This is a genomic window from Rhodococcus rhodochrous, from assembly GCF_900187265.1.
In the GTDB taxonomy this organism is placed as follows: Bacteria; Actinomycetota; Actinomycetes; order Mycobacteriales; family Mycobacteriaceae; genus Rhodococcus; species Rhodococcus rhodochrous.
The window spans coordinates 4,936,629-4,963,355 of sequence record NZ_LT906450.1 but is presented as its reverse complement, the minus strand read 5'-3'; the positions used below and the strand labels follow the sequence as shown (position 1 = coordinate 4,963,355).

Genomic DNA, 26,727 nt, shown 5'->3' with positions numbered 1-26,727 from the left:
ACTGTACGGTGCTCGCGACGGGGATCGCGTCGCGAGCACCGTAGGTCACATCAGGCGATGCGCTCGAACACAGCGGCAAGGCCCTGGCCGCCGCCGATGCACATCGTCTCGAGTCCGTAGCGACCCTCACGGCGGTCGAGTTCGCGCAGCAGGGTGGCGAGGATGCGTCCGCCGGTCGCGCCGACCGGGTGTCCGAGGGAGATGCCGGAGCCGTTGGGATTGAGGCGCGAGTCGTCGGCCTCGATGCCCCACGAGCGGGTGACCGCGAGAGCCTGGGCGGCGAACGCCTCGTTGAGTTCGATGACGTCCATGTCGGCGAGCGTCAGTCCGAGGCGGCCGAGCGACTTCTCGCTGGCGGGCACCGGGCCGATGCCCATGGTGCGCGGCGGCACACCGGCCACCGCCCAGCTTGCGAGGCGGGCCAGCGGACGCAGACCCAGCGCGGCGGCCTTCTCTGCGGTGGTGACGATCGCGAGGGCGGCACCGTCGTTCTGGCCGCTGGCGTTGCCGGCGGTGACGGTGGACTCGGGATCGATCTTGCCGCGGATCGGGCGCAGCTTGGCGAGGGTCTCCATCGAGGTGTCGGCGCGGGGGTGCTCGTCGGTGTCGACGACGAGCGGATCGCCCTTGCGCTGCGGCACGCTCACGGGCACGATCTCCTGCGCGAACACCCCGTTCTTCTGTGCGGCGACGGCCCGCTGGTGCGACTGCACGGCCAGGGCGTCCTGGTCCTCACGGCTGATGGAGAACTCGGCGCGCAGGTTCTCGGCGGTCTCGATCATGCCGCCGGGCACGAGGAAGTCGCGTCCGCCGGCGGTGACGCGGGCGCGGGCCAGGCGATCGGACAGAGCGACGGCTTCGCCCTTGACGCCCCAGCGCATGCCGGTGGCGTAGAACTCGGCCTGGCTCATCGATTCGGCGCCGCCGGCGAGGATCAGGTCGCTCGCGCCGGTCTGCACCTGCATGACGGCCTGCACGATCGCCTGCAGACCCGAGCCGCAGCGACGGTCGACCTGCAGGCCCGGAACGTCCACGCCGAGACCGGCGTTGAGGGCGGCGACGCGGCCGAGGGCAGGAGCCTCACCGTTGGGGGAGGCCTGGCCGAGGAAGACGTCGTCGATGTCGGAACCGGTGATACCGGTGCGGGCGACGAGTTCGCGGATGACGGTGGCCGCGAGATCCTCGGGGGCGATGTCCTTCAGGACGCCGCCGAACCTGCCCACCGGGGTGCGCAGGGGTTCGCAGATCACTACGTCGGTCATGATGTACCTCGATCGGGATTGTTCACTGGTGGGTCTGGGTGCGGGCGAGATCCGTGGAGATCGCTCCGGCGGTGGCGAGCAACGCCGGGACGAGCTCGTCGTGCACGGTCTCCATCCGATAGCGGGCCGCGTGGGTCGACAGGTTCACCGACGCCACAACGGTTCCCGACGCATCGCGGATGGGCGCGGCGAGCGAGCGCAGGCCCTCCTCGAGTTCCTGGTCGACGATGCAGTATCCGTTGCGTCGCACCGTGGCGATCTCGGCGCGCAGTTCCTCGGCGGTGGTGACGGTGTTGCCGGTGATGGGAGCGAACTCGGCGCGCGCGAGGTAGGCGTCGAGTTCGTCGTCGTTCAATCCGGCGAGCAGTACCCGTCCCATGGAGGTCGCGTAGGCGGGGAAGCGGGTGCCGAGGGTGATGGTGACGGTCATGATGCGGCTGACCGGAACTCGCGCGACGTAGACGACGTCGGTGCCGTCGAGCACCGACACCGAGGTCGATTCCTTGACCTTCTCGGCGAGCGCCTCGAGATGGGGTCGCGCGACCTCCGGCAGTGTCAGCGCCGACAGGTAGCTGTAGCCGAGTTCGAGCACCCGTGGGGTGAGCCAGAACTGGGATCCGTCGGTGCGGACGTAGCCGAGTTCGATGAGCGTCAACAGGAATCGGCGGGCGGTGGCGCGGGTGAGGCCGGTCGCGCGGGCGACGTCGGAGAGCGACTGCCGCTGGGCGTGCGCACCGAAGGCTTTGATGACCGACAGGCCACGCGCCAGCGACTGCACGTAATCGGGTGACGCTCCGGGGTTCTCGCGAGTGACCTCGGGGGCGGTGACGTCGGACGTGCTCACGATCCCGCACCTCCCTCGGTGTCGGCGAGTGCCTGCTTGCCGAGCGCGAACGCCCGGTTGCTGTTGGGGACACCCGCGTAGACCGCGGTGTGCAGGAAGACCTCGACGAGGTCGTCGGGATCGATCCCGGCGCGCAGGGCGGCGCGGATGTGCATGTCGAGTTCGTGCTCGTTGCCGACCGCGGTGAGGATCGCGAGGGTCAGCAGCCGGCGGGTGCGGTGGTCCAGACCCGGGCGTGCCCAGATGTCGCCCCACGCGGTGCGGGTGATGAAATCCTGGAAGGGCCGGGTGAATTCGGTGGCCGACTCGATGGACCGGTCGACGTGTGCGTCGCCGAGGACGGAACGGCGCACCCGTAGGCCCTCTTCGAACGCCGCGGTGCGGTGTGCGGCGGACGGCGTGGCGCGCGACGAGATGTGTTCGCGGATCAGCTTCGTGACCCGTCCCGCCTGCTCCACGTTGGCGAGGTGTGCGCCGGGGGAGAGGACGTGGAAGACCGAGTCGGCGATCCCGTCGGCGAGCTGTTGCATCGTCGACGGCGGCGTGGCCGGATCCTGCTCACCGGCGATCACCAGCGTGGGCGCGACGATCCGGGCCAGGTCGGGTCGGCCGTCCCAGGTCGCCAGTGCCTCGCAGCACGCGGCGTACCCCTCGTCGGTGGTGCCCTTCACCATCTCGACGTGGCGGGCGACGAGTTTCGGATCGTGTTCGGCCAGTTCGGGAGTGAACCACCGCGAGACGATCGAATCGGCGATCGAGGCCAGGCCGTCGTTGCGGACGGATGCCGCCCGGTCGTACCAGGGCTGGGCGGGCTGGAAGGCCGGCGAGGTGCACAGCAGCGTCAGCGTGTGCACGCGCTCGGGGTGGTGCGCCGCGAGCCATTGGCCGACGGCACCGCCGAGCGACAGGCCGACGTAGTGCACGGCGTCGAGTTCGAGCGAGTCGAGCAGTGCGACGACGTCGCCGGCGAGTTCCTCGATCGTGTAGGGCCCGGACGGTGCGGGCGATGCGCCGTGCCCGCGATGGTCGGCCGCGACGATGTTCCAGTCGGTCGCCAGGGCGTGGATCTGCGGTGTCCACATCGACAGGTCCGAACCGAGCGAACCGAGGAACAGGACGGTCGGCTTCGTGGGGTCGCCGTACTGTTCGTAGTTGAGCGTGACGGTCATCGGGCATCTCCTGTGGTTCGGTTCGTGCTGTCGTGACGGGCGAGAACGCGGTCGACGATGTCGGTGGCATGGCCGAGATAGCGCGTGGGATCGAGAAGTTCGCGCACGTCCTGCGGGTCGAGATGTGCGGTGATGGCGGGATCCTCGTCGAGCGACCTGCCGGCGACCGCCGCATCGGTGACGATCGAGCGTGCGTCGTCGGTGTGTTCGGCGAGTGCGGCCGTGACCTTCTCGGCCAGGATCGCTCCGCCGGTGAGGGCGAGATTGCGGTCGAGCGCGTCGGCATGGACGTGCAGGCCGTTCAGGCTCGTCGAGAGCTGGTGCGCGGCACCGCCGGTGAGGCGCAGGATGTCGGCGAGCGTCTCCCATTCGGCGTGCCAGGCGCCGGCGGCGCGCTGGAACTCGTGGTCGGTCGACGACAGGATTGTCGAGACGAGACCGGGAACGCGCCGGGCGGCGGCACGCGCGGTGATCGCCGCGACGGGATTGCGCTTGTGCGGCATGGCCGACGACCCGCCGGGCGCATCCTCGCTCACCTCACCGAACTCGGTACTCGCCATGAGTACGACGTCGGTGGCGGGCTTCGCGACCGCTCCCGCGGCGACACCGAGTGTGCTCGCGAGTGTCGTGATCGGGGTGCGGGCGGTGTGCCACGGGGCGACGGGACGCGCGAGTCCGAGCAGGTCGGCGACGGTGTCGGCGAATGCGAAGCCGTCGGGATGGACGGCGGCGAGCGTGCCGGCGGCTCCGCCGTACTGGGCGGGCAGGGCGCTCAGGATACGGTCGAGTTCGGTGGCGGCGTCGTCCAGGGACAGGAGCCAGCCGGCCGCGAGTGCGCCGAAGGTGGTGGGCAGCGCCTGCTGGCCGAGCGTGCGCGCGACCATCGGTGTCTCGCGATGGGTGGCGGCGAGACGCGCTGCGCCGTCGGCTGCGGAGCGCAGGTTCGCCAGGGCGATCCCTCCTGCGCGGCGGGCGAGCAGCATCAGCGCGGTGTCGAGCACGTCCTGGCTGGTCGCGCCGACGTGCACGGCGCGCGCGGGAGCGTCGGCGCGCTCGCGCAGCAGGGAGACCAGGGGGATGACGCCGTTGCCGCCCGCCGCGGACCGTCGACCGAGGTCGGCGGGATCGAGCTCCTCGGCGAGGGAAGTCGCGGCTGTCGCGACGGCGTCGGCGTGGGTGTTCTCGACGCGGCCGAGTGCGGCGGCTGCGCGGGTCAGCGCGACCTCCACGTCGAGCAGGGCACCGATCCACGCGCGATCCGACAGGGCGACGCCGAGTTCGTCCGCGCCGAAGACGGGATCGAACAGCGGGCCCCGATGTCCGGCGTCGGGGGATGAGGGAGACACGGACCTCCGATCCGAAACGTTCGCTATGTGGACGGATGGACGCTATGCGAACAGGCTAGTGCGGCCGTTCTGCGCTCGCAACGATCCTCGCGGATTTGTTCGCATTGCGGACGGGAGTTCACATGACGTACACCTGAGGGTATCGTGGCACACATGGACAAAGTCGTTGCCTCCGCCGCCGAGGCCGTAGCCGACATCCCCGACGGCGTCACGATCGCCGTCGGAGGGTTCGGCCTGGTCGGCATCCCCGAGATCCTCATCAACGCGTTGCTCGAACAGGGCGCCACCGACATCGAGACCGTCAGCAACAACTGCGGTACCGACGGCTTCGGGCTCGGTCTGCTGCTCGAGAAGGGCCGCATCCGCCGCACCATCTCGTCGTACGTCGGCTCCAACAAGGAGTTCGCGCGCCAGTACCTCGCCGGTGAACTCGAAGTCGAGCTCACCCCGCAGGGCACGCTCGCCGAGCGCCTGCGCGCCGGTGGCGCGGGCATCCCCGCCTTCTTCACCCCGGCCGGCGTCGGCACGGCCGTCGAGGAGGGTGGACTCCCGCTGCGCTACGACGGTCACGGCGGCATCGCCCTCGCGTCGCAGCCGAAGGAGACCCGGGAGTTCGACGGCGAGACCTACGTGCTCGAACGCGGCATCGTCGCCGACTATGCGCTCGTGCACGCCTGGAAGGGCGACCGCCACGGCAACCTCGTCTACCGCGCGAGCGCTCGCAACTTCAACCCGCCGGCCGCCGCCTCGGGTCGCATCACGATCGCGCAGGTCGAGCACCTCGTCGAACCCGGCGAACTCGACCCCAACGAAATCCACACGCCCGGCATCCACGTGCAGCGTGTCGTACACGTCGGCCCCGTCGAGGTCGGCATCGAGAACCGGACGGTGCGCTCATGACACAGGCAACGAAGAAGGGGCTGACCCGCGAGGAGATGGCGGCACGCGTCGCCAAGGAACTCGAGGACGGCCAGTACGTCAACCTCGGAATCGGCATGCCCACCCTCGTGCCGAACTACCTCGAGCCCGGCGTCGAGGTCATCCTGCACTCCGAGAACGGTGTGCTCGGCGTCGGCCCGTACCCGACCGAGGACGAACTCGACCCCGAGCTCATCAACGCCGGCAAGGAAACTATCACCGCGATCCCCGGTGCGTCGTACTTCGACTCGGCGCAGTCGTTCGGCATGATCCGCGGCGGCCAGATCGACGTCGCCGTGCTCGGCGCGATGCAGGTCTCCGCCAAGGGCGACATCGCCAACTGGATGGTGCCCGGCGCGATGGTCAAGGGTATGGGCGGCGCGATGGACCTCGTCCACGGCGCCAAGCGCGTCATCGTGATGATGGATCACGTCACCAAGAAGGGTGATCCGAAGATCCTCGAGGAGTGCGCGCTGCCGCTCACCGGTCGTGGATGCGTGCAGCGCATCATCACCGACCTCGCGGTCATCGACGTCACCGACGAGGGTCTGAAGCTCGTCGAGACGGCACCCGGTGTGACCACCGAGGACGTCGTCGCTGCGACGGCGGCGAAGCTGATCGTCTGATCATCGGACAATGACGGGCCGGGCACGAGGGAATCTCGTGCCCGGCCCTCTCAGTCGTAGTCGTCATTGTCGGCCGTGAGCTCCGGGGCGTCGGGGTCCGGTTCGTCCCCGCCCACCTCCGGGATCAGTTCGTAGCGGTGCCCGAACGACTCGGCGAGCGCCTGCAGGATCGCCACCACCGGCACGGACACCAGCGCCCCCACCGGGCCGAACAGGGTGGCGCCGACGATCACCGAACCGAACGCCACCGCCGGGTGGATCGACACCGTGCGGGCCGTGATGCGCGGGTGCAGCACATAGTTCTCGATCTGCTGGTAGACCGTGCCGAAGGCGATCACCCACACGCCGTCGAGCGGTTGCTGCACCGCGGCGATGAGCGCGGGGAGCCCGATCGCGAGATAGGTGCCGAGAGTGGGGATGAACTGCGAGACCACCCCGGTCCAGATCGCGAGGGGCAGCCAGTACGGAACCCCGATGATGAGGAAGAAGATTCCGGTGAAGATCGACGCCGCGGCGGCGAGGATCAACCGGGAGACGACATAGCCGCCGGCCTTCTCCACCGAGGTCTCCCACACGTTCGCGATCAGCTGCTGCTGCCGGGCCGGGAACCAGCTCGCGATCGTCCGGCGCATCTTCGGCCCCTCGGCCGACATGTAGAAGACGAACAGCAGCATCGTCAGGATCTGGAACAGGGCACCGACCAGAGTGCTGAGGACGCCGAGGACACCGGGCGTGAAACGTTGCGCGAGATCGCGAACGGTATCGGGTGTGATCTTGAACAGCTCGTCCCCGGTCTTGAAGTTGGTGTCGAAGGTGCGGTTCGCCCAATCGGTGATGCGCGTGAGCGCGTCCGGCAGTGTGGTGAGCAACTGGGCGATCTGCTCGAACAGAAGAGTGCCGAACACCGCGAAGAACCCGACGGTGAGCAGGATCAGGGAGAACAACACGAGGCCGGTCCCGGCGCCGCGACGCATCCCGAACCGCTCGAGGCGGTCGACGATCGGTTCGATGGTGATGCTGAACAACCACGCCAGGAACAGCAGGCCGAGGAAGCCCTTCAGGTTGTGGAAGAGCCAGCCCGACATCTGGTAGAAGGCGACGGCCAGCAGAACACCGACGATCGTGGGCCGGAGCCAGCGGGGAGTTCGTGGACGATCGGCGACGGTTGCGCGCTTGGCCATCACACCCTCCGCTCTGCAGAGACTCTGTGGCGAAATGTACTAGGTGAGCGCTGCTGGGGGAGCGGTACCGAGACCGAGGGGCAGACACAAAAGAACCGGCCCGGACTCGTGTGAGTCCGGGCCGGCCGGTGGTAGCGGGGACAGGATTCGAACCTGCGACCTCTGGGTTATGAGCCCAGCGAGCTACCGAGCTGCTCCACCCCGCGTTGCATGTCCAACCATACACGACTTCCGAGGGGGCTCCGACCACCCCTCGTTCGCGCCGCCCAATCGAAGGGGAGGTTGTGTGCGACATTCGCGATTCCGGCGCACACAACATCCCCCGAGTTTCGACTCCCGACGCCGCGGTCGTCATCAGAACAACGGCCCGCCCCCGAAGATGTCCCGGTGTGAATCGGGTTGGTTGCCTTCGACGTCCACGATGCCGTAGTCGAGTGCGGTCTCGGCGGTGATGAGGGTGCGACCGCTGCGCGCGTTCACCTCGGGGTCGGCCGCGAGAGCGACGATCACCCGTCCGATGAACTCCGGTGTCTCGGCGTTGGCCAGCGAGAAGCCCTCGAAGTTGTCGATGCCGCGGGCGAGCATGGCCTCGTTCTTCACCAGTCCCGGCCACAGCGACAGGGTGGTCACCCCGGTGCCTCGGAGTTCGACGGCCATGTCGGCGGCCATCTTGTCCAGGCTGGCCTTCGACATGCCGTACAGCACCGAATGCAGGTAGCCGCGGGTGCCGAACGACGAGATGTTGACGATCATCCCGCTGTTGCGCGGCACCATCAGCTGCGCGGCTTCGACGGAGGCGACGTAGTGCGCGCGGAGACCGACTCCGATCAGGCTGTCCCAGTCGCTGATCGAGCGTTTCCAGAACGGTTCGGAGAACCCCGCGAATCCCGGCGGTGATGCCCACACGTTGTTGACGAGCAGGTCGAGGCGGGAATCCTGCTCGTCGGCGATCCGGCGGAAGAGTTCGTGGATCTGCGCGTCGTCGCGGTGGTCGCACTGCACCGCGATGCCGTGCCCCCCGCGTTCGGTGACCTCCGCCGCGGTGCGGTCGAGTGGTCCGTCGACACCGACCCGGCCGCGGGCGGTGACGTAGACGGTCCAGCCGTCGGAGCCGAGCGCGCACGCGATGCCCTTGCCGACGCTGCGACTCGCGCCGGTGACCAGCGCGACCTTTGTTTCTGTCATCACTGCACCACTTCCATGTCGTCGGTGAGAGCCCGCTGGATCGACCACAGCACCTTCACGTGGCAGCGGGAGATCTTCCATTCGCCGTTCTCGACCACGTAGTCGTCGTCGTAGTCGAGCGCGGTGACCCGTTCGGTGCGCGCACGCAGATCCACCTGCCGGAATCGCAGGGTCCAGGCGCCGGTCGCGGTGTCGGGCCCGGTCAGGTGGATGCTCGGATGCATGCCGTGATGCATGTCGAGCACGACGTAGCGGTCGTCGATCCGTTCGAGAGCGATTCGGGAATAGATGTCGACCAGGGCGTCGGCGTCGTCGAAACTACCCAGCGCCGGTCCGTAGTAGATGTCGGCTCCGTGCTCGACGAAGCACCTGCGCATCGCCTCCGGGTCCTTGGCGTCGCACGCCCGGAAGTAGCGATGCTTGAGCATCCTGATCTCTTCGAGGGCTTCGATCCGGGCCAACCGTTGTTCGACGGTGTCCATCGGGGTGCCTTCCGGTCGGGGACGAACGGTGTCCCGGACCCTAGCCCGCAACCATGAGACCGGAAGAGCGATACTCCCACTCACCGGGCGGGCGCACGCGTCTCAGCCCTTCAGCTTCCATTCCGCGAGATCGACTGCGGTGGAGATCGCTTCGAGCAGCACGGCCATGCGTTCGGCCGGACCCGGCGCGGCGAGAACCGCGTAGCGGTCCGCTTCCCCCATGGGCACGTACCGGGCGAGCGCGAACAGTCGCGCCCCCGGATCCTCCGGTAGTTCGGTGGTGGCGGGAGGCAGCGGGGCCTGGCCACCCGTGAGGCGGTCGAGCACCCCGTACAGCCGGCCCATCGGTCCGGTGATCGCGGCGAAATCCACCGGCCCCGAATCGGTGTCGGGCCAGGGCTCCACCTCGGCGAGGGGATAGGGATCGTCGGGGAGCCATCGGGTGACGCGAATACGCTCCTCCGCAATGCATTCGAGTTCGCGGCGACCCGCACCGACCTCGGTGTCGACCATGATCCGCGCAATGGTGCCGACGTCGTGTCGCTGCTCGCCTCCGCCCACTTCGTGTCCTCGGGCGATGAGGACGACCCCGAAACGGGGGCCGTCCGGTGATGCCGTGCAGTCCTGGACGAGCTGCTGATATCTCGGCTCGAAGATGCGCAATGGAAGGTCGGACCCGGGAAGCAACGCGGTGCCGAGCGGGAACATGGGAAGTATCGGCATCAGGGCATCCTCAGGCGCGGGGTCGGGGGAGCGGGGATCGGTTCGTCGCGAGCGATCTCGGTGAGCAGATGATCGGCCCAACTCGCGAGGCCGTCGATATCGAGCCGGTAGGGCGGTTCGTCCTCGTAGTGCCGCACCCGCGCCTGTCCCTGCTTCAGCAGCGACGCCGCGCCGGTGGGGTTGCCCCGGAGCAGATGCGTCAGCCCCACGGCGAGCTGGGCGAGGCCCTGCCAGAGGGGACGTTCCTCGGGCGGCGCCTTCTTCCACATCGCTTCGAAGACCTCGTGGGCGTGGAACGGAAAGCCGTGGTCGAGGAGGCGCTGACCTTCGGCGATGGTCTCCTCGACATCCAGATCGATGTCTTCGGGAACACGTTCGACGCCTTCTTCGCCCGGCGGCAACGGACGCCCCAGGGCGTCGCGCGGACGCGCGTTCTGCGGCCTGCCGTCGGGTGTGCGGTCCCGGTCCGTCATGTCGCCAGCCTAGACGAACGGCCGGTTCGGGAAGGGATCACTGCCGTCGCAGGACGCCGCTCCGACCCTCGTGCGACGGCTTGCGCACCCGGGACAGCTGCGCCGACAGTTCCCGGACGAATGCGTCGACGGTGCCCGGTGCGACGCGGAGGTCGGGACCGGGGAGGAAGAGGTACCGGCCGTCGCCCACGACGTCGAACCAGCCGATGTCGGCGACGGGTGTGTATCCAGGGTTCGAGTACCGCAGGATGCGGATGCTGCCGGTGGCCGAGCGTTCGCGACGCAGCAACCGGCGCAACGACTCTGCGTGCGTGCCACCCGCCGGACGACGGACAGCGCCGAATTCGGACGGCTCGAGCACGTCCCGGCTCGGCGCGGTGCGTGCCGGTTCGCGGCCCGGCGCTACGACCGGCAGGTGTCCGACGATCGCGCCCGCGAGATCGGTGGTCGTGGTGATGCGGATGTCGCCCGCGGCGGGAGCCTGGCGGGCGAGGACGGCCTGCTCGCCGGTCGCGGCGGCGCGGACGAAGACCTCGCAGGTCGGGTCGGTGGAGCGGCCGTAGACCTCCACCGCGACCTCGCCGGTCAGCAGCCTCCGCATCGCGTCGTCGAGGGCGGGGTCGGGAGTCTCGTGCAGCCACGCGCGAGCGGCCTGCAGGTTCGCGGCGTGTTCGTCTTCCCACATCGCCGAGGTGCGATAACGCAGGGGGAAGGGGAACTCGTCGCCACCCGCGGCTGTCCACGACGCCAGGAATCGATCGGGTGTCAGATGCCGGTCCACAGAGCTCAGGCCCCCAGAACCGGCGGAGCGGTGTCGGGCAGCGACCCGATCAGTTCGTTTCCGTTCTCGCCGGTGACGAGATAACCGGCCGCGCGTTTGTCCTGTTCGTCGCCGCGTGAGGAGGCCGGGGCCATTCCGGGCATCATGCCGAACGGGCGGATTCCGGCACCGCGAGTCGCGGCGGCACCGGGCCGGCCGGCAGCACCGCCGGTGGGTGCGGCTCCCGCGACGAGCGGAGCGGGTCCCGCCGCGGGCGATGCGCCACCGGCCGACCCGACGCCACCGGCGCCCGGCAGGCCACCTCCGACACCTGCACCCGCTCCGGAGGACGGTGAGCCATACGACTGACCGGTCGGGCTTCCGAGGGCGCCGCTCGCTGACGGGGAGGTGGATGCAGGAGTGGTCGCCGCAGGATCGTTCGAGCCAGCCCTACCAGCCGAATCCGATCCTTCCGACCGGCCGTCCGCACCTTCACCGGACGTCGATGCGTCCGTACGGTTCTCCGCTTCCGTGGCGGTCTGCCCATCCGGACGTTCTCCGTCCCCGCCCGGGATTCCCGTCGGGTCGCCGGCGGTCCGGGCGTCGCCGACACCCGGTGTGCCGTAGCCCTGAGGAACGAATGTTTCGGTCGCGCGACTCGTGGTGGCGGCATACGGGGAGGGCAGGACCGGAACCGCCGTGCCGGAATCGCGGTAGTACGGCTTGTAGAGGGCTTCCATCACCCGCACGGCCTGGGCGCGAACGGCTTCCTCCTGCCGGGCGGCAGCAGCACCCGCGAGGGGATCGAGCGCGTACAGGACCGACGACGTGTTCACCGTGGGTGGAGGCACGGACGCTCGCACTCGCTCGCCGACGTCGGCGGCGATGCGGAGTTTCTCGGACGTCGCGCGTGCGGCGTCGGACAACTGTTGTGCGGATTCGCCGAATCGCACCGTTGCGTCCATCGCGGCCTCGGCCGCCGGGCCCTCCCAGTGCCGGCCGATGAGCTTGCGGATCATCAGCGTTCCCCACGCGACGGTGAGGCTGAAACCCTTTCCGAGTTCGGCCCATTCGGTGGCCAAAGTGGTCATCGCGACGGGATTGATGCTCTGGGCGAGCCGATGGATGTCGGCATGCTCCATGCCGTGGAAGTTCTCGAATGCCGCGATGTATTCGGGATCGACTCCCACGTCGATGCGCGCGGCGAGGGCGTCGTAGTTGGACTGCCGTCGAGAGACGGAATCGGGGACCGGGGCGTCGACCCCGAGCGACACCAGTAGTCGGTCGACGATGTTGTCATTCGTGGACATGGACGACAGCTCCCCCTCCGATGCTCTCGCGTCTCGAGGAGCCGACGGCGGCGCGATATCCCCCTGCCCACGTAGATCCCCCCGATCCGATGGTGGCGACGATGCTAACGCACGGCACCGACCAGACGCAGGGCAAGATCGGCATACAGATCGCTGATCGTCGCGGCGTCGTCGTACCTGCCGGAGGGGTACCAACGGCAGACGTCGACGCAGAGCGACATCAGGGCGAGAGTGACACCTTCGGCGTCCGGGAGGGTGAACTCGCCCGAGGTGTGGCCGGCATCGACGACACCCCGCACGACCTGTGTGGTCTGCCGTCGTAGTCCGACGATCGTGCGGTAGTGCTCGCGGTCGAGTGCGGCCAGTTCGTACTGGATGACCCGGCTCCACCGGTGGTTCTCCGCCTGCCAGGCGGCGAAGCGTCCGATGACGGAGGCGAGCCGGTCGGACGGCTCGGCGTCGGGGCGGTCGGCGTTCTCGAGGACCTCCAGGGCGAGTGCATGACCCTCGTAGGCGATAGCGAAGAGCAGCTCTTCCTTGGACGCGTAGTGCGGATACATCGCGGCGGGACTCATACCGAGTCGCGCCGCGATCCGGCGCGTCGTGGTGCCGCCGTAGCCGTGCTCAGCGAACTCCTCGATCGCGGCCGTGCGGATGCGAGCAGCGGCCTTGGATCCGCCGACGACGTCGTCCCATGCATCACTCACGAGGGCGCTTCCGTTCTGTCCGGTTGATGTTGACAAGCCCGCTACGGCATCGCACGATAAGCGAGCGCTTAGAAATAAGCCAGTGCTTATCGACTTGGTAACGGTGGGTGCGACGCGGGGTCCTCTCCGCGCTGCAACGCCTGCGGCAACATAGGATCCGCCGAAGAGAAGAATAGGACCTGGCTCTGAAAGGTAGTGCTGTCCAATCAAATTGGATACAGGCTGTTTGGTGGATGAGAAGGCGGTCGGCTATACAGTTCCTGTAGGCCCCGTCACAGCGAGGAGATGACGTATGTCCGTGCTCGACCGCTTCCGTCTCGACGGCCGCGTTGCCATCGTCACCGGTGCCTCTTCGGGCCTCGGTGTCGCATTCGCCCGAGGGCTGGCCGAGGCAGGGGCCGACGTCGTGCTCGCCGCACGCCGCGTCGACCGCCTCGAGAAGACCGCCGAGCTGGTCCGGGAGGCCGGACGGCAGGCCGTCACGGTCGAGACCGACATCGCCGATCCCGAACAGGCGCAGCGCATGGTCGATCAGGCGGTCGAGCAGCTCGGCCGGGTGGACATCCTCATCAACAATGCCGGTATCGGCACCGCCGTCCCTGCCACCAAGGAGACCCCCGACCAGTTCCGGCAGGTCATCGACATCAACCTGAACGGATCCTATTGGGCGGCACAGGCCGTCGGCCGTGTGATGCAGCCCGGTAGCTCGATCGTCAACATCTCGTCGGTTCTCGGCCTCACCACGGCCGGCCTACCGCAGGCCGCGTACTCGGCCAGCAAGGCGGGCGTCATCGGCCTCACGCGCGACCTGGCCCAGCAGTGGGGAGCGCGTAAGGGAATCCGCGTCAACGCCATCGCCCCCGGCTTCTTCCACACCGAGATGACGGACGAGTACCAGCCCGGCTACCTCGACTCGATGAAGCCGCGAATCATCCTCGGCCGGACCGGGGATGCCGATGAGATCGCAGCCACCGCAGTCTGGCTGGCGTCCGACGCCTCCGCCTACGTCACCGGTCAGACCATCGCCGTGGACGGCGGACTCACCATCACCTGACGGCACCACCCATCCCCCTACGGAGGAACGCTATGAGCACACAGCCCCGCACTGCCATCGTCACCGGAGCCGCACGCGGCATCGGCGCAGCCGTCGCCAAGCGGCTCGCCGGCGACGGCTACCAGGTCGCCGTCCTCGACCTCGACGAATCCGCCTGCAAGGACACCGTTTCGGCCATCGAGTCCGCCGGTGGCAAGGCGCTCGCCGTGGGTGCCGACGTCTCCGACGAGAAGTCCGTCGCCGCTGCCGTCGAGAAGGTCGCCACCGAACTCGGCGAACCCACCGTCCTGATCAACAACGCCGGCATCACCCGCGACAACCTGCTGTTCAAGATGACGGTCGAGGACTGGGACGCCGTCATGAACGTGCACCTGCGCGGCGCCTTCCTCATGACGCGTGCCGTCCAGAGCTACATGGTCGACGCCAAGTTCGGTCGCATCGTCAACCTCTCCAGCACGTCGGCTCTCGGCAACCGTGGCCAGGTCAACTACTCCGCTGCCAAGGCCGGCATGCAGGGCTTCACGAAGACCCTCGCGATCGAGCTGGGCAAGTTCGGCGTCACCGCCAATGCCATCGCGCCGGGCTTCATCGCCACCGAGATGACCGCCGCGACCGCCGAGCGTCTCGGCCTGTCGTTCGACGACTTCAAGTCGAACATCGCGTCCAACATCCCGGTCGGCCGTATCGGCGAGGTCGACGACATCGCCCACACCGCATCGTTCCTCGCGTCCGAGGGTGCGGGCTTCGTGTCCGGTCAGGTCATCTACGTGGCCGGTGGCCCGAAGGCCTGATCCTCTTCCGCACGTCCGCGGCGCCGCGTCCCATCCGGGACTGCGGCGCCGCGGTCGTTCTCAGTGGATCGAACCGAACGGTCCGACCGTGTCGGTCGCCCTGGTCAACCTCTCCGCATGAGTGAGAAGGTCAAGGGACCGGAGTCGTATTTTCCGTCGATCGAGCAGAAGTACGGACGCCCGATCGAGGAGTGGAAGAACATGATCCGCGCGTCGGATCTCGCCAAGCACATGGAGCTCGTGAACTGGCTGAAGCAGGAACACGGGATGGGTCACGGGCACGCCAATGCTCTCGTCGCGCACACTCTGAAGGAACAGAAGTCCGACTGACGAGAGCGTCTGCAGCAGACGACCGAGCGGTTCTGCAGGGCCGACCTGCCCTGCAGAACTGCGCTGCTCCGACCGTTTCGGTGTAACCCTCAGGATGTCAGTTCTGCTGTGGTGACAGCGAAGCCGGCGATGTACTCCCTGATCGGGCGGTAGAACTCGTAGGTCACCTCGTACTCCCCACAGGCGCGCAACGCCGAGTACGCCGCCACCCAGGTGCGTACCTCGTGCGAGGAGTGTCCGGCAACCACATCCATCTCGTTCGCGTCGTAGCCGTCGAAGTCCTCGACCCGGCCGGATCGGCAGACCGAGAGGAAGTCCCGGTCCCATTCCGGGTTCAGGTCCATGATGTCGGCCTGTCCTGCGGCGAACTTCGCGGCGGTGGCGATCGTATTGGCCTGACGTGCTGCCCGAGCCTCCGGCGTCGGGTTCCGCCCTGCCGTCAGGAACTCGCGCTGGCCGTCCGTCGCAGTGGCGTACTGGGGGACCGGAGGATCGTGCGACAACCCTCCGGAGCCGATGAACAGCACCCGCTTGTCGAGACCGGCGAAGAAGCGACCGACCGCCTGCCCGAAGTCTCGGATCCGCTTCATCTTCACGAACGGACGTGCCACCGAGTTCACGAAGATCGGCACGACGGGTCGCGCCGCCACGTCACCGTCGTAGAGGATCTCCATGGGCTGTACCGCCCCGTGGTCGACTTCCATCCGCCGCGAGATCGCCAGATCGATGCCGCTGTCGATCACGAATGCGGCCAACGCTTCTGCGATGTCCTCGGGAACATCGAGATCTCCTGCGAACGAGTCGTAATCGCCCGTGCCTCGTGCCCGGTAACCCACGCAGAACGGAGGCATCAGGTCGTAGAAGAATCCGTTGAAATGGTCCGGTCCGAAGTTGACGACGATGTCGGGGTCGAAGTCGTCGACGAATGCACGGGCTCGCGCGAACGACTCCTGCACCGCGTCGACGACGTCGGCCGGCGGGTTCGCGTGTTCGAGCAGCGGACTGTGGGACATGCACAACAAAGCCTGCGACACTGCGGAATATCTCCTTGTCTGTGTCTCGGCGGAATCAGTGGTCGACTGCGTGCTGCACGAGGTAGCCGCCGACGATCTCGTTGAACTCGTCGGCGCGTTCGACCTGTGACCAGTGCCCGCACTTGGAGAAGATGTGAGCGTCGGCGTTGGGGATGATGTTGAGCAGTTCCCAGGTGCGGGAGACGGGAATGACCACATCCTGCATGCCATGGATGAGCAGCACGGGAATATCCAGACGCGACAGCGCATCGAAATCCAGGGGAAGCGCGTGACGATCGCGATCGCGTGCAGCGACGACCTCGGCCAATCGGTCGGAGGCCGTGTCGTTGAGCGCCGAGTGGTATCGCAGGGCCACCAGTTCGTCGGTGACGAGCGACTTGTCCACGACGAACTTCTCGAGGGTGCTGCGGATGCCGTCCTCGGTCAGAACCGGATTCGAGTGCGACGCCAATGCTCCGGTGAGCTTGGCTCCGCCTGTACCCATCGACACGATGCCCAACAGCCGTTCGGGAAAGTCGATGGCGAACTGGAATGCCAGCCACCCACCGAGGGAGTTGCCCACGATCCACGTCTTCTCGATGCCGAGCGCGTCGAGCACCCGCACTGCATGGCGGACCCACTCCCGGATGCCGTACTCCGTGCCGTCCGCGACAACGGTCTGCCCGTAACCGATGGAATCGATGGCGATGCAGCGACCGTAGGCGCTCAACTCGGGCAGGTTCAGCCACCAGTTCGCGGCGGCGGTCACGCCTGTACCGGAGCCGTGGAGGAACAGGATCGGCGTGCCTTCCCCGAGCTCGTGGTAATGCGTCAGTTCTCCTTCTGCGGTGGACAACCACCGGTCCTCGAGTCCGAAGAACGCATCGGTGGTGTATTCGGGGGTCTGAACGGACATGAGGTTCTCCTTCAACTGACGAGTGAAGCCGCCGCAGCGACGGGCGCGGGACGTCCGGTGAACGACATCGCTTCCAGAATGGAGTCGAGCGTGGCGGGACCGTGCTGGGTGAGGCACGCACCGGCGACGAAACGATCGGGACGGAGGAAGATCATCGGGGTCGGACGGTCGTCGAACCACTTCTTGACCTGACCGGTGTGATCGCCGAGTACCAGAACGTCGTCGTTCATGTACTCCTCGGCCCACGTCCTCTGGGTTTCGGGCACAATGGCGACCAGCTTCGCGCCGAGTAGTTCGAGCTTGTCGAGCGCGGATCGCGGAAGTACGGCCGTGGGGTCGTTGCCCCACACGATCACCGACCACCAGTTTCCGATCGCGTCGTCGAGGAGGACGTCCGAGCCGTGACGACTGTTGACCCGCGGCTGGGGGAACTGGACGCCGACCGGAGACGTCGTGTTGTTGGCGGTCCGCACGGGGACGAGCCGGCTGGTGAGTTCGGCTGCCGCCCGGCCGGCCGTCTGCGCGGTCGGATCGACCACGACGCCTCGCGTATAGCGCGGCATCGGTTTGAAACGCATGTCTGCAAAGTAGCTCTTGACCTGCGGGAAGAAGTTGAGCACGGTGGACGCGCCGTCACGGAGGGCTGCGGTCACCGGATTGGTGATCTTGATGAACTTGCCGAAGGTCAGTGACAGATCCACCATCGCCTGCGCATGGTCCTTGCGTTCGGCGGTGTATGTGTCGAGGAGGGAATCGTCGGCCTGACCGGACAACACCGTGGCGAGTTTCCAACCGAGGTTGGTTGCATCCCGCATCCCGGAGTTCCAGCCCTGGCCCATCCACACCGGCATGAGATGCGCGGCATCGCCCGCGATGATCTGGCGTCCCTTACGGAATGTGGATGCCACTCGCCCATGATGGGTGAACACTCGACGTCGGATGAACTGGAGTTGAGAAGGACCCGGAACATGTTCGGCAAGAAGTGCATCGACGAATCTCGGATCGGTGACCTGCTCCTCGGTCTCGCCGTCGTGGAGCATGAATTCCCAGCGACGCACCGCGTGGGGCAGTCCGATGGAGACGTAGGGCCGCTTGGGATCGGCGCCGAGGAAGACATTGGGGGTCCCCAGCGGATCGTTCTCCACGTCGACCACGAGCCAGCGTGTGGACGGCGATTCACCCTCGAAGCTCACGCCCATACGCTTGCGCGTCGGCGACTTGCCACCCTCACACCCCACCAGGTACTGCGCTCGGAAGCGATGTTCGGTGGTCCGGCCGTCCGCGTCGGTCACCGACGCGATCGCCGTCACGGAATCCGCATCCTCGTCGACCCGCTCGACCCGGTGCCCGAAGAGTACGCGTACGTTCTCGAATCGATGGAGTCCGTTGTAGAGGGCTCGGTCGACTTCGGGCTGGATGAAGCCGTGCTTGCGTTCCCAGCCGAAATCACGTGTCTGCGGGTTGTTGACGAGGATGACCTTGCCGGCACCGTTCACCAGACGCATGATGTGCTGCGGATTGGTATGCGGCCGAACGCTATCGACCAATCCGACCGTCTGGATCGTCCGAAAGGACTCGTCGTCGAGGCCGACGCCCCGCGGGTAGTCGATGAGGTCGTCCAACGCCTCGAGCACGGTCACCGAGCGGCCGTACATGCCCAGGATATTGGCCAGCATGAGGCCGACCGGGCCGGCGCCGACGACGAGGACGTCGCTTTCGTGCGTAGTGGTCATGGCATCCCAAATTCTCGGAACAGATAGGAAATTGACAGATCTCCGTCGACGATCGCCGACGGACGGCACCTCCGCCCGGAGGAGGTGGTACCGGTTGGCGTTCTCGTACAGGCTTTCTAGCCTCGGCCGAGGAGCGTGGCCAGGACGCGTTCGGCCGTTCTCAGATCGTCCGGTGAAATTCCGCGTAGCTGCTGCTCGGTGAAGTGCTCGGCGCTACGACGAAGGACACACCGAACCTGTCGTCCCTCTTCGGTCAGCGCCCAGACGCCGTGTCCGGTCCGGTGCACGTGCCCGCGATCCTCGAGATCCGACAGAGCATCATCGACAGTGTTCTCGCCGAGATAGGTGTCCTGCTCGAGGACGTCACGGCTGCAGGATCCACGCCACAGACGGTTGAGAATCCTGGCAGTCGCAACCGTGACGCCGATCTGCTGCCGATGATGCTGGAACAGCGCGGACATGTGGTGGTCGGTCGCTTGGAGGAGCGACATGAACAGGGATTCCTCCGACTGGTCTTCCGTCGACACCTGTGAGGTATCGACGTGGAGTGCCAGATCGGGATGGCTCTGGGAGACGCTGTACTGCCCCTGGGAGAAGAGCAGAGGTGCGCCCTCGTACCGCGCGTAGCGCTGCACTCTGCCGACGAGGATGTGGTGGTCACCGCCGTCGAAGACGGATTCGCTGACGCACTCGAGATGTGCGATGGCACCGTCGAGCAGTGGGTCACCGTGCACACCGGGAGTCCAATCCACCTGGGTGAATTGGTCGGGCTGCGGGCGTCCGAACAGTGCAGACATCTCCATCTGATGGTCGGCGAGAACATTCACTGCGAAGTGCCCGTTGTCGAGAAATGCCGGGGCACTTCTCGATTCCTTCCGGATGGACCACAGGATCAGTGGAGGGTCCAACGAGACCGCGGAGAACGAGTTCGCCGCCATGCCTGCGTACGTCTCTCCGGAAGCGGTGGTGATCACGGTGACGCCGGTGCTGTACTGGCCGAGTGTCCGCCGGAAGGCGCGTGCGTCTTCTGCAGGATCACCTTGTTCGAGGAGCGACATGATGTTCTGTTCGATCGTCTGAGTCAACGGACCGGTCCTTTTCGGAAGGCTACTTGTAGTAGTTCAGGGTGCCGAGGTCGGAGAACGGTGCCGGCGGAATACCGAAGAGGGCCTTGACGTACTGGCCTGCTGCGAGTTCCTTTCCTGCCGAACCGTGATTGCGCGCTGCGAGGAGATCGCGCATCGTCTGTTGCAGGGGGTTCGCGGTCGCGCTGGCGGCGGCACCCGCGATCGGCCAGATGTCCGAGAAGGACTCGTAGCACGTCGCGATCGTGTCGGCTGCTTCGAAGCGGACTCGCATCCGCTCGACAGGAGACGCTTCCTCACCACGGCACGCGAGGTCGAACAGATCGCGCCAGTTCTGCAGGTGCCGGTTCTTCACAGTGCGGATCCGGGTCTTGGCGTCCGCGACCTTCAGGTGCAGGAAGGGATTCTGCGCAGCAGGTGCGCCGGTGCCCTGACGGGTGAGGCGGACCCGGGACTGTTCGATGAACGTCTCCACACCGGCGGTGGCTGTTCCGATCACGGTGTTGGCAGGAGTCGAGTTGAAGATCGACGTGAACGAAACCCAGTACAGGGGACGGTTGTTCACAGCCCACCCGGGATTGGCGTCGTTGTAGGTGTCGACGAGGAGATGGGTCCGGTAGTCCGGTACGAAGACATCGTCGAGAGTCACCGCCTTGCTGCCGGTTCCCTTCAGTCCCTGGACGTCCCAGCTGTTGTGATCGATCGTGAGATCCGAGATCGGAACGACGAAGTTGCGGTCGCCACCACCGAGGATCACCCACTGGGCGTGATCGACGCCGCTGGAGAAGGTCCACGTGCCGTTCAGTCGGTAGCCGTCGTCCACCTTCTCGTACTTGCCCACCGGTGCGTAGGAGCTCGAGGCGCGTGCGTTCGGGTCCTCTCCCCAGAACTCGTTCTGCATCCGCTCGTCCATGAGGGCGATCTCGAAGGAATGGACATTGAGCTGGCCGGCGATCCAGGCCGCTGCACTGTCGGCTTCCGCGATCCGCATGATTCCTTCGAAGAAGGCGGCGGGCGCCATCTCGAGTCCGCCGTAGCGGAGCGGCGTGAATGCCCGGAACAAGCCGGTGTCGATCATGGCGTCGACCGTTGCGTCCGGTACGCGACCTTCGGTTTCGGAGATGTCACGGCCGGCGCGAACGATGGTCAGGATGTCGTCGACCTTCTCGAGGAACTGCTGTCCCTCCTCGATCGCGCGTTCGCGGTATTCGGTCCAGTTCTCGCCACGTGCCGCGGAGAAGTCGGTAACGGGCGTGGAAGCGTCGGTGACTGTGGACATTCTTGGGATCTCCTTCGGCAATAAGCGCGTTGTGGATACGCGGCTGCTGCTCTCGAGGGTAGGGGGCACCTGCTCGGGATACGGAGTGCTGTCTTCCGAAGTGTGGAAGGGTTTCCCATTTCGGTGCGACACGAGACCCTCCGTACTGGTCGTTCTCGGATATGCGCATACTTCGGAGGGAGCCGACTGTCGCTTTCTTTCCGGAACGTGGAATACGGCTGTTCCCGGCTCCGGCAGCGCGCGCCTAGTGTCGGATTCGGCCGATGGCTCGGCCTGCGCGACGCCGCGCGACCCGCTCCTGGAGGTATTCAATGACCGAAGCGTTGATCGATCGCATCGTCAGTCACGTACTCGACACCCCGTTCGAGGCGCTGGACGAGTCCCACATTCTTGCTGCCAAGAAGCGCCTCATCGACACCCTGGGGTGTGCCCTGTCGGGTGTCCATGTCGAGGGGAACGACGAGGCCTTCGATCTCTACCGCAGGTGGGGCGGTGCACCGGAAGCGTCCGTCCCGGGGCGAGCGGTGCGGATGCCTCTTCCGCACGCGGCTCTCGTCACGTCCCTCCAGGCCCGCTCGTTCGACTTCGAAGTGTGCGGTCCCGAGCCGGAGGGCGTCAACGAAGGCAAGATGGTCGGGCACGTCAGCAGCACGACCGAACCTGTCGCGCTCACGGTAGGGGAGTACACGGGTGCGACAGGGCGTGAGCTCCTCGCAGCGGTGGTGCTCGGTGGCGACGTAGCGGCCCGTATCTCGGTCGCCAACAAGTTCGATTTCGATCGCAACTTCGAGGTGTGCGGTACGTCGAACGCCTTCGGTGCCACTGCCATCGCCGGTCGCCTGCTCGGACTCGATCATGCGCAGCTCAGGAATGCCTTCGGCATCCTCCTCAACCTGATGGCCGGCTCGTTCCAGGGCATCTGGGACGGGGCGCACAGCTTCAAGCTCCCCGGTGCGATGGCGGCTTACAACGGCATTCTCGCCTGCCAGCTGTCCCTTGCGGGTTTCAGCGGTGTCGACGACGCGCTCGAGAGCCGGATGGGCTACTTCACGATGTACTGCCAGGAGCCGTCGCCGGAGAGCCTGGTCGCCGACCTCGGTGAGATCTTCTACGTGCACGGTCAGCACAAGCTGCATCCGTCGTGCTACGGCAACCACAATCCCATCGAATGTGCCCTGCAGCTCCGCGCCGAGCACGATTTCGATCCGGCGGACGTGACGGCGGTCGAGCTGGATGTTCCTCCGAACCGGATCGACCACTTCCTCAACCAGGTGCCCACCGCTGAGGACGACCAACCGAAGTCGCTGTTCACGATTCCTTACGGCGTCGCCAATGCCATTCTTCGCGGGCGTCCCGAACTGGAGCACTATGTGTCCCCCGCGATCCACGATCCGCAGGTGCTCGAACTCGCGGGACGAGTGCGTCTGGTCCCGAACCTGCCGCTCGGCAACAATCAGGCGAGCCGGATGAGAATTCTGCTCGCAGACGGACGCGTCCTCGAGGCCGAGCGCAGTGCTCCGCTGGGATGGCTCCGCAATCCGACGCCCGTCGACAAGATCGTCGAGAAGTTCTGGCGGAACGTCCGATTCTCCGGTGTGCTGAGCGAAGATCAGGCAGAGCACGCTCTCTCGCTCATCCACGAATTGGAAGACGTCCCGAACGTGGCAGTACTCGCCGCTGTGCTGAGCGGAGATTCCGCTGACGTGCCGAGCGCACGATCCGTGGCAGTGCAGCAGTAAACATGGCCGACGAATGCGGCGTAACTGCCGAGCAGCTCTGATCTCCCCGAAAGGACCCCCATGACCACGTTCAATCCACGCCTTGCTCACCTGGGTATCTTTTGTAAGGACCTGGACGCCATGATCGATTTCTACACTCGTGAATTCGGCATGATCGTCACCGATTCCGGACTCGGGAAGTCGGGCAAGGCAGGAACGAAGCGTCCCGGCGCATTCCTCTCCGCCGATCCCACCGAGCATCATCAGCTTGCGCTGATCGCCGGCCGCGATCCCGAAACACCCCCCACGACCGCACAGATCTCGTTCCTCGTCCCCAGTCTCGCCGAGCTCCGTGCCTTCTGGAAGCACGTGGAGGAGACGGGAATTCCGGTTCAGGTGGTCAAGAACCACGGCAACGCCTGGAGCGTCTACATCGAGGACCCGGACGGCAACATGATCGAGGTCTACGCACACTCTCCGTGGTACGTGCAACAGCCGCTCGGGGAACCGCTGGATCTCACGGACTCGGAGGAGGAGATCATGCTCCAGACCGAGAAGCTCGTCGCCCAGGACCCCGCAGCGTGCTCGCGGGACGAATGGATGGCGCAGATGCGGGAGAAGCTCACCGCGGCCGAGGTCTCCTTCCGTTTCGCGGAGTAGGAATCATGCAGCGATATCGAAGTGTGTGGACCTATCTCGACAATGTTCGCCATACCCTCGACTGGGTGGACGCCAGGGGAATTCGTACGCGATACCTGGAAACCGGAAACCCGGAGGGTCCTGTCGTCCTGCTTCTGCACGGCACGGCCGGTAGCTTGGAGAACTTCTGCGCGAACTACGGCGCTCTGGCGAGGACACATCGAGTCATCGGCATCGACATGCTGGGATGCGGTTACACCGACAAACCGGACTTCCCGTATCTCATTCCCGATTACGCTGAGCACGCCCTCGCGGTACTCGATGCACTGGGCGTCGAGCAGGCCGCTGTGGTCGGAGTGTCCCTCGGATCGTGGGTGGGGGCCAGAATGGCGTCCGATCATCCGGACCGGATCACTCGCCTCGTGATGATCGCGCCGGCGGGCATCATCGTGGACCCCGAGGAGGAGAAGAAGTTCGGTGCCGATGTCCGCAAGCGTCGGCAGAACGCGGCGCAGGCTCCGTCGTGGGAGTCGGTGACGGCGGCGATGGGACGGCTCATGCTCGACCCCGAGGATCTGATCGACGACCTTGTCGCTGTTCGGTTGCGCATCTACCAGCAGCCCGAGATGGGCGCGGCGATGGGACACCTCCTCGCGTTCACCTCCGGTGGCCAGGATCTGTCGCGGGAGGAGTGGGCTGCTCTGCAGCAGCCGGTACTCGTCGTTGCGGCAGTCGACGCTCCGAACATGTTCCTCGACAACGCTCGCTTGTTGGCCGAGATCGTGCCGGGCGCCGAGCTCGTCGAGATGACCGGTTGCGACCACTGGGCCCAGTTCGAACGGGCCGACGAGTTCAACGAGCTGGCACAGCGCTTCCTCGCCGTCGACGAGCGGGTGGAGGTCGCATGATCTCGTTCGATGAGCAGACCTGCACGGAGTTGGCGCAGGAACTGCACGACGCCGAGCTCCGTCGAGACCAGGTCCGGCACTTCTCGGCCCGTTTTCCGCACATGACGATCGAGGACGGATATGCGGTCTCGAGGGCATGGGCGCGGATCAAGGAGGCGGAAGGCCAGCGGGTGATCGGTCACAAGATCGGTCTGACCTCCCGGGCCATGCAGGTCAGCAGCCAGATCGACGAGCCGGACTTCGGCACGCTCTTCGACGAGATGCTCTACGAAAGCGGTGGAACGATCTCCGCCGAGCGGTTCATCAAGCCGCGGGTCGAGGTCGAGCTCGCCTTTCTGCTCCGGGACCCGATCGAGGGGCCGGACGTTTCGATCAGCGACGTGCTCAATGCCACCGACCGGGTGACGCCCGCTCTCGAGATCATCGATGCTCGCATCGAACAGTTCGATCGTGAATCGGGTGCGCCGCGTAAGGTTTTCGACACCATCTCGGACAACGCCGCGAACGCCGGCATCGTGCTCGGTGGAAACCCGGTGAAACCGGACGAAGTGGATCTGCGTCGGGTGGGTGCCTTGTTCTACCTGAACGGAATCGTCGAGGAATCCGGTCTCGCAGGTGCGGTGCTCGATCATCCCGCCCGCGGCGTGGCGTGGCTGGCGCGGCGTCTGCACGGCCACGGCCAGAAGCTCGAAGCAGGCCAGATCGTCCTGGCCGGTTCGTTCACCCGGCCGATACCCATGACGCGAGGCGATGTCGCGCACGCCGACTACGGCTCTCTGGGCTCCATCTCCTTCCAGCTGGTCTGAGAACAGCTTCATCCGAAACGAGGAACGTACCGATGTCCATCACCCGAAAGGCCCCCACCAACCGTTTCAAGGAGCGGTTGGCCGCAGGCGAACGGCAGATCGGGTTGTGGTCCGTCCTGGCCGATGGTTACACGGCCGAATTGCTCGCCGGATGCGGTTACGACTGGCTGCTGATAGACGCCGAGCACGGACCGAACGATCTTCGGTCGGTGCTCGCACAATTGCAAGGAATCGCCGCTGCGGCATCGTTGCTCGGAGATCGGAGCAACGAACTGTCGCAACCTGTCGTCAGATTGCCGCACGGCGACCCTGCGCTCATCAAGCAGTATCTCGAGATCGGGGTACGGAATCTGCTCGTCCCCATGGTCGACACCACTGAGCAGGCGGCCGAACTCGTGCGTGCCGTCCGGTATGCACCGAACGGGATCCGCGGTATGGGTAGTGGTCTGGCACGCTCGTCCCGATGGGGGCGGTTCACCGATTACGTCCGGACCTCCGACGACAACGTCTGTCTCATCGTCCAGGCGGAGACGACTCGGGCACTCGAGAACATCGAGAAGATCGCTGCGACGGAGGGAATCGACGGCATCCTTATCGGGCCGGCGGATCTCGCTGCAGACATGGGATTCCCCGAACAACGTACGCACCCCGACGTCGTGCAGGCGATCTGCAGGGGCATCGAAACCGTGCGCGCCGTCGGTAAGCCGCTCGGCATCATGCTCGCCGACGCCTCCGCTGCCAAGAAGTGGCTCGACGAAGGAATCACCTTTGCCGGTGTCGGCGTCGATTCGTCCCTGTTGATCCGTGCTGCCGACGACCTGCTCGCTCAATTCCGTCAGGATCAGGAACCGCACGAAGTGAGCGCGTACTGATCGGACTCGAGTAAATGTCCACCGACGACTGGAAGAGGTTGTTTTGGCACGTATCCCGTATTTCGATCCGGAGAAGGCATCGGACCGTGTCCTGAAGTCGCTGGCCGGCAAACGGAAGATCAACGTCTTCCGGATGATCGCCAACTCGGAGAACTGCGCTCCCGAGGTGTTCGCGCTCGGTCAGACCGTCAGTAAGGGCAGCTCACTCGATCCGGTGCATCGCGAGGTCGTGATCCTGAGGGTCGCCCATCTGTCCGGTGCGAACTACCAATGGCACGAGCACACGGTCGTCGCCCAGCGAGTAGGTTTGTCCCCGAAAAAGATCGATAGCGTGGCGTCGTACCCCGAGAAGGGAGCCGAGGAGTTCGATCCGTTCGAGGAACTGCTCCTGCGGTTCACCGATGCTGTTGTGGAGACGACCACTACGCCGGATGAGGTCTTCGATGCGATCCACGCCCGGTACGGCGATTCCAAGATGGTGGAACTGGTCCTGATCATCGGCTTCTACATGATGGTCGGTCGGATCATGAACACCTTCGAATTGGAACTCGAAACGCATCCGGTCGAGTCCTACCGACTCAGGCTGGAGTGACGTCG

The 26,727-nt window shown here is 66.1% G+C and carries 28 protein-coding genes and 1 tRNA gene; 11 read left to right on the top strand and 18 right to left on the bottom strand.

Annotated elements, in window-relative coordinates; all coding sequences use genetic code 11:
- Nucleotides 1-50 precede the first annotated feature (50 nt).
- The 4 genes from CKW34_RS22720 to pcaB are packed head-to-tail and all read right to left on the bottom strand — an operon-like array spanning nt 51 to nt 4,621.
- Nucleotides 51-1,262 (bottom strand): acetyl-CoA C-acetyltransferase, encoded by a 1,212-nt coding sequence (locus CKW34_RS22720; protein WP_059382704.1) that lies wholly within the window; start codon nt 1,260-1,262, stop codon nt 51-53.
- A gap of 22 nt (nt 1,263-1,284) precedes the next feature.
- The gene (locus CKW34_RS22715; protein ID WP_059382705.1) at nt 1,285-2,106 is read right to left on the bottom strand and encodes an IclR family transcriptional regulator domain-containing protein; all 822 of its coding nucleotides are present in this window, start codon (nt 2,104-2,106) and stop codon (nt 1,285-1,287) included.
- On the bottom strand, nt 2,103-3,275 hold the full coding sequence (gene pcaDC, locus CKW34_RS22710; protein ID WP_059382706.1) for a bifunctional 3-oxoadipate enol-lactonase/4-carboxymuconolactone decarboxylase PcaDC: 1,173 nt from the start codon (nt 3,273-3,275) through the stop codon (nt 2,103-2,105). The genes CKW34_RS22715 and pcaDC overlap by 4 nt, the downstream gene beginning before the upstream one ends.
- The gene (gene pcaB, locus CKW34_RS22705; RefSeq protein ID WP_059382707.1) at nt 3,272-4,621 is read right to left on the bottom strand and encodes a 3-carboxy-cis,cis-muconate cycloisomerase; all 1,350 of its coding nucleotides are present in this window, start codon (nt 4,619-4,621) and stop codon (nt 3,272-3,274) included. Before pcaB ends, pcaDC begins: the two co-directional genes overlap by 4 nt.
- 153 nt (nt 4,622-4,774) lie before the next feature.
- On the opposite strand from pcaB, the gene CKW34_RS22700 reads away from it, so the two are divergent.
- Together CKW34_RS22700 and CKW34_RS22695 are read left to right on the top strand one after the other, a co-directional pair.
- Entirely contained in the window at nt 4,775-5,521 is a 747-nt protein-coding gene (locus tag CKW34_RS22700; RefSeq protein WP_059382708.1) for a CoA transferase subunit A, read from the top strand.
- The gene (locus tag CKW34_RS22695; protein WP_059382709.1) at nt 5,518-6,165 is read left to right on the top strand and encodes a CoA transferase subunit B; all 648 of its coding nucleotides are present in this window, start codon (nt 5,518-5,520) and stop codon (nt 6,163-6,165) included. Before CKW34_RS22700 ends, CKW34_RS22695 begins: the two co-directional genes overlap by 4 nt.
- Before the next feature lie 50 nt (nt 6,166-6,215).
- Here CKW34_RS22695 and CKW34_RS22690 read toward each other — a convergent pair whose 3' ends face one another.
- The 9 genes from CKW34_RS22690 to CKW34_RS22650 form a co-directional block, all read right to left on the bottom strand.
- Nucleotides 6,216-7,346, bottom strand: a complete 1,131-nt coding sequence (locus CKW34_RS22690; RefSeq protein WP_059382710.1) for an AI-2E family transporter — start codon at nt 7,344-7,346, stop codon at nt 6,216-6,218.
- 129 nt (nt 7,347-7,475) lie between these two features.
- Nucleotides 7,476-7,552 (bottom strand) — tRNA-Met (locus tag CKW34_RS22685).
- A 148-nt stretch (nt 7,553-7,700) separates the two neighbouring features.
- Nucleotides 7,701-8,531 (bottom strand): SDR family NAD(P)-dependent oxidoreductase, encoded by an 831-nt coding sequence (locus CKW34_RS22680; protein ID WP_059382711.1) that lies wholly within the window; start codon nt 8,529-8,531, stop codon nt 7,701-7,703.
- The gene (locus tag CKW34_RS22675) at nt 8,531-9,013 is read right to left on the bottom strand and encodes a nuclear transport factor 2 family protein (RefSeq protein ID WP_059382712.1); all 483 of its coding nucleotides are present in this window, start codon (nt 9,011-9,013) and stop codon (nt 8,531-8,533) included. The genes CKW34_RS22680 and CKW34_RS22675 overlap by 1 nt, the downstream gene beginning before the upstream one ends.
- A gap of 102 nt (nt 9,014-9,115) precedes the next feature.
- Entirely contained in the window at nt 9,116-9,736 is a 621-nt protein-coding gene (locus tag CKW34_RS22670; RefSeq protein ID WP_059382713.1) for an LON peptidase substrate-binding domain-containing protein, read from the bottom strand.
- On the bottom strand, nt 9,736-10,209 hold the full coding sequence (locus tag CKW34_RS22665; RefSeq protein WP_059382714.1) for a DUF309 domain-containing protein: 474 nt from the start codon (nt 10,207-10,209) through the stop codon (nt 9,736-9,738). Before CKW34_RS22665 ends, CKW34_RS22670 begins: the two co-directional genes overlap by 1 nt.
- Before the next feature lie 37 nt (nt 10,210-10,246).
- Complete coding sequence (locus CKW34_RS22660) at nt 10,247-10,990, bottom strand: ESX secretion-associated protein EspG (RefSeq protein ID WP_059382715.1); 744 nt, start codon at nt 10,988-10,990, stop codon at nt 10,247-10,249.
- Nucleotides 10,991-10,995: 5 nt separating this feature from the next.
- Nucleotides 10,996-12,279: a PPE domain-containing protein gene (locus CKW34_RS22655; protein WP_059382716.1), complete on the bottom strand. Its 1,284-nt coding sequence runs from the start codon at nt 12,277-12,279 to the stop codon at nt 10,996-10,998.
- A 104-nt stretch (nt 12,280-12,383) separates the two neighbouring features.
- Entirely contained in the window at nt 12,384-12,986 is a 603-nt protein-coding gene (locus CKW34_RS22650; RefSeq protein ID WP_059382717.1) for a TetR/AcrR family transcriptional regulator, read from the bottom strand.
- Between the two features lie 292 nt (nt 12,987-13,278).
- Between CKW34_RS22650 and CKW34_RS22645 the strand changes: the two genes are divergently transcribed.
- The 3 genes from CKW34_RS22645 to CKW34_RS22635 all read left to right on the top strand — a co-directional run bounded on the left by CKW34_RS22645 (nt 13,279) and on the right by CKW34_RS22635 (nt 15,161).
- Nucleotides 13,279-14,040 (top strand): SDR family NAD(P)-dependent oxidoreductase, encoded by a 762-nt coding sequence (locus CKW34_RS22645; protein ID WP_059382718.1) that lies wholly within the window; start codon nt 13,279-13,281, stop codon nt 14,038-14,040.
- A gap of 32 nt (nt 14,041-14,072) precedes the next feature.
- A complete protein-coding gene (gene fabG, locus CKW34_RS22640) occupies nt 14,073-14,831 on the top strand; it encodes a 3-oxoacyl-ACP reductase FabG (RefSeq protein ID WP_016695855.1) in 759 nt (252 codons plus the stop codon).
- A gap of 117 nt (nt 14,832-14,948) precedes the next feature.
- A complete protein-coding gene (locus CKW34_RS22635) occupies nt 14,949-15,161 on the top strand; it encodes a DUF4287 domain-containing protein (RefSeq protein ID WP_059382719.1) in 213 nt (70 codons plus the stop codon).
- A gap of 89 nt (nt 15,162-15,250) precedes the next feature.
- On the opposite strand, the gene CKW34_RS22630 is transcribed toward CKW34_RS22635, so the two are convergent.
- The 5 genes from CKW34_RS22630 to CKW34_RS22610 are packed head-to-tail and all read right to left on the bottom strand — an operon-like array spanning nt 15,251 to nt 21,187.
- A complete protein-coding gene (locus CKW34_RS22630; RefSeq protein WP_095092062.1) occupies nt 15,251-16,195 on the bottom strand; it encodes a 3-carboxyethylcatechol 2,3-dioxygenase in 945 nt (314 codons plus the stop codon).
- A 34-nt stretch (nt 16,196-16,229) separates the two neighbouring features.
- Complete coding sequence (locus tag CKW34_RS22625) at nt 16,230-17,090, bottom strand: alpha/beta fold hydrolase (RefSeq protein WP_059382796.1); 861 nt, start codon at nt 17,088-17,090, stop codon at nt 16,230-16,232.
- Nucleotides 17,091-17,101: 11 nt separating this feature from the next.
- Nucleotides 17,102-18,892: a bifunctional 3-(3-hydroxy-phenyl)propionate/3-hydroxycinnamic acid hydroxylase MhpA gene (gene mhpA / locus CKW34_RS22620; protein ID WP_231921773.1), complete on the bottom strand. Its 1,791-nt coding sequence runs from the start codon at nt 18,890-18,892 to the stop codon at nt 17,102-17,104.
- 47 nt (nt 18,893-18,939) lie between these two features.
- Entirely contained in the window at nt 18,940-19,908 is a 969-nt protein-coding gene (locus tag CKW34_RS22615) for a flavin reductase (RefSeq protein ID WP_059382722.1), read from the bottom strand.
- Between the two features lie 22 nt (nt 19,909-19,930).
- Nucleotides 19,931-21,187, bottom strand: coding sequence for an acyl-CoA dehydrogenase family protein (locus CKW34_RS22610; protein ID WP_059382723.1), 1,257 nt, complete (start codon nt 21,185-21,187; stop codon nt 19,931-19,933).
- Nucleotides 21,188-21,498: 311 nt separating this feature from the next.
- On the opposite strand from CKW34_RS22610, the gene CKW34_RS22605 reads away from it, so the two are divergent.
- The 6 genes from CKW34_RS22605 (at nt 21,499) to CKW34_RS22580 (ending at nt 26,722) form a co-directional block, all read left to right on the top strand.
- Nucleotides 21,499-22,926 (top strand): MmgE/PrpD family protein, encoded by a 1,428-nt coding sequence (locus tag CKW34_RS22605; protein WP_059382724.1) that lies wholly within the window; start codon nt 21,499-21,501, stop codon nt 22,924-22,926.
- Between the two features lie 60 nt (nt 22,927-22,986).
- Entirely contained in the window at nt 22,987-23,565 is a 579-nt protein-coding gene (locus CKW34_RS22600) for a VOC family protein (protein WP_064059841.1), read from the top strand.
- Nucleotides 23,566-23,630: 65 nt separating this feature from the next.
- Complete coding sequence (locus CKW34_RS22595) at nt 23,631-24,452, top strand: alpha/beta fold hydrolase (protein WP_197700682.1); 822 nt, start codon at nt 23,631-23,633, stop codon at nt 24,450-24,452.
- Nucleotides 24,449-25,258 (top strand): 2-oxo-hept-4-ene-1,7-dioate hydratase, encoded by an 810-nt coding sequence (gene hpaH / locus CKW34_RS22590; RefSeq protein WP_059382727.1) that lies wholly within the window; start codon nt 24,449-24,451, stop codon nt 25,256-25,258. The genes CKW34_RS22595 and hpaH overlap by 4 nt, the downstream gene beginning before the upstream one ends.
- A gap of 32 nt (nt 25,259-25,290) precedes the next feature.
- Complete coding sequence (locus CKW34_RS22585; protein WP_059382728.1) at nt 25,291-26,130, top strand: HpcH/HpaI aldolase family protein; 840 nt, start codon at nt 25,291-25,293, stop codon at nt 26,128-26,130.
- Between the two features lie 43 nt (nt 26,131-26,173).
- Complete coding sequence (locus CKW34_RS22580; RefSeq protein ID WP_059382729.1) at nt 26,174-26,722, top strand: carboxymuconolactone decarboxylase family protein; 549 nt, start codon at nt 26,174-26,176, stop codon at nt 26,720-26,722.
- Nucleotides 26,723-26,727 lie beyond the last annotated feature (5 nt).

What these genes read in the sequence shown, in the direction of transcription:
- CKW34_RS22720 (WP_059382704.1), bottom strand. Translation starts at nt 1,262, where the DNA reads ATGACCGACGTAGTGATCTGCGAACCCCTGCGCACCCCGGTGGGCAGG.
- pcaDC (WP_059382706.1), bottom strand. Translation starts at nt 3,275, where the DNA reads ATGACCGTCACGCTCAACTACGAACAGTACGGCGACCCCACGAAGCCG.
- CKW34_RS22700 (WP_059382708.1), top strand. Translation starts at nt 4,775, where the DNA reads ATGGACAAAGTCGTTGCCTCCGCCGCCGAGGCCGTAGCCGACATCCCC.
- CKW34_RS22695 (WP_059382709.1), top strand. Translation starts at nt 5,518, where the DNA reads ATGACACAGGCAACGAAGAAGGGGCTGACCCGCGAGGAGATGGCGGCA.
- CKW34_RS22690 (WP_059382710.1), bottom strand. Translation starts at nt 7,346, where the DNA reads ATGGCCAAGCGCGCAACCGTCGCCGATCGTCCACGAACTCCCCGCTGG.
- CKW34_RS22680 (WP_059382711.1), bottom strand. Translation starts at nt 8,531, where the DNA reads ATGACAGAAACAAAGGTCGCGCTGGTCACCGGCGCGAGTCGCAGCGTC.
- CKW34_RS22675 (WP_059382712.1), bottom strand. Translation starts at nt 9,013, where the DNA reads ATGGACACCGTCGAACAACGGTTGGCCCGGATCGAAGCCCTCGAAGAG.
- CKW34_RS22670 (WP_059382713.1), bottom strand. Translation starts at nt 9,736, where the DNA reads ATGCCGATACTTCCCATGTTCCCGCTCGGCACCGCGTTGCTTCCCGGG.
- CKW34_RS22665 (WP_059382714.1), bottom strand. Translation starts at nt 10,209, where the DNA reads ATGACGGACCGGGACCGCACACCCGACGGCAGGCCGCAGAACGCGCGT.
- CKW34_RS22655 (WP_059382716.1), bottom strand. Translation starts at nt 12,279, where the DNA reads ATGTCCACGAATGACAACATCGTCGACCGACTACTGGTGTCGCTCGGG.
- CKW34_RS22645 (WP_059382718.1), top strand. Translation starts at nt 13,279, where the DNA reads ATGTCCGTGCTCGACCGCTTCCGTCTCGACGGCCGCGTTGCCATCGTC.
- fabG (WP_016695855.1), top strand. Translation starts at nt 14,073, where the DNA reads ATGAGCACACAGCCCCGCACTGCCATCGTCACCGGAGCCGCACGCGGC.
- CKW34_RS22635 (WP_059382719.1), top strand. Translation starts at nt 14,949, where the DNA reads ATGAGTGAGAAGGTCAAGGGACCGGAGTCGTATTTTCCGTCGATCGAG.
- CKW34_RS22625 (WP_059382796.1), bottom strand. Translation starts at nt 17,090, where the DNA reads ATGTCCGTTCAGACCCCCGAATACACCACCGATGCGTTCTTCGGACTC.
- CKW34_RS22610 (WP_059382723.1), bottom strand. Translation starts at nt 21,187, where the DNA reads ATGTCCACAGTCACCGACGCTTCCACGCCCGTTACCGACTTCTCCGCG.
- CKW34_RS22605 (WP_059382724.1), top strand. Translation starts at nt 21,499, where the DNA reads ATGACCGAAGCGTTGATCGATCGCATCGTCAGTCACGTACTCGACACC.
- CKW34_RS22600 (WP_064059841.1), top strand. Translation starts at nt 22,987, where the DNA reads ATGACCACGTTCAATCCACGCCTTGCTCACCTGGGTATCTTTTGTAAG.
- hpaH (WP_059382727.1), top strand. Translation starts at nt 24,449, where the DNA reads ATGATCTCGTTCGATGAGCAGACCTGCACGGAGTTGGCGCAGGAACTG.
- CKW34_RS22585 (WP_059382728.1), top strand. Translation starts at nt 25,291, where the DNA reads ATGTCCATCACCCGAAAGGCCCCCACCAACCGTTTCAAGGAGCGGTTG.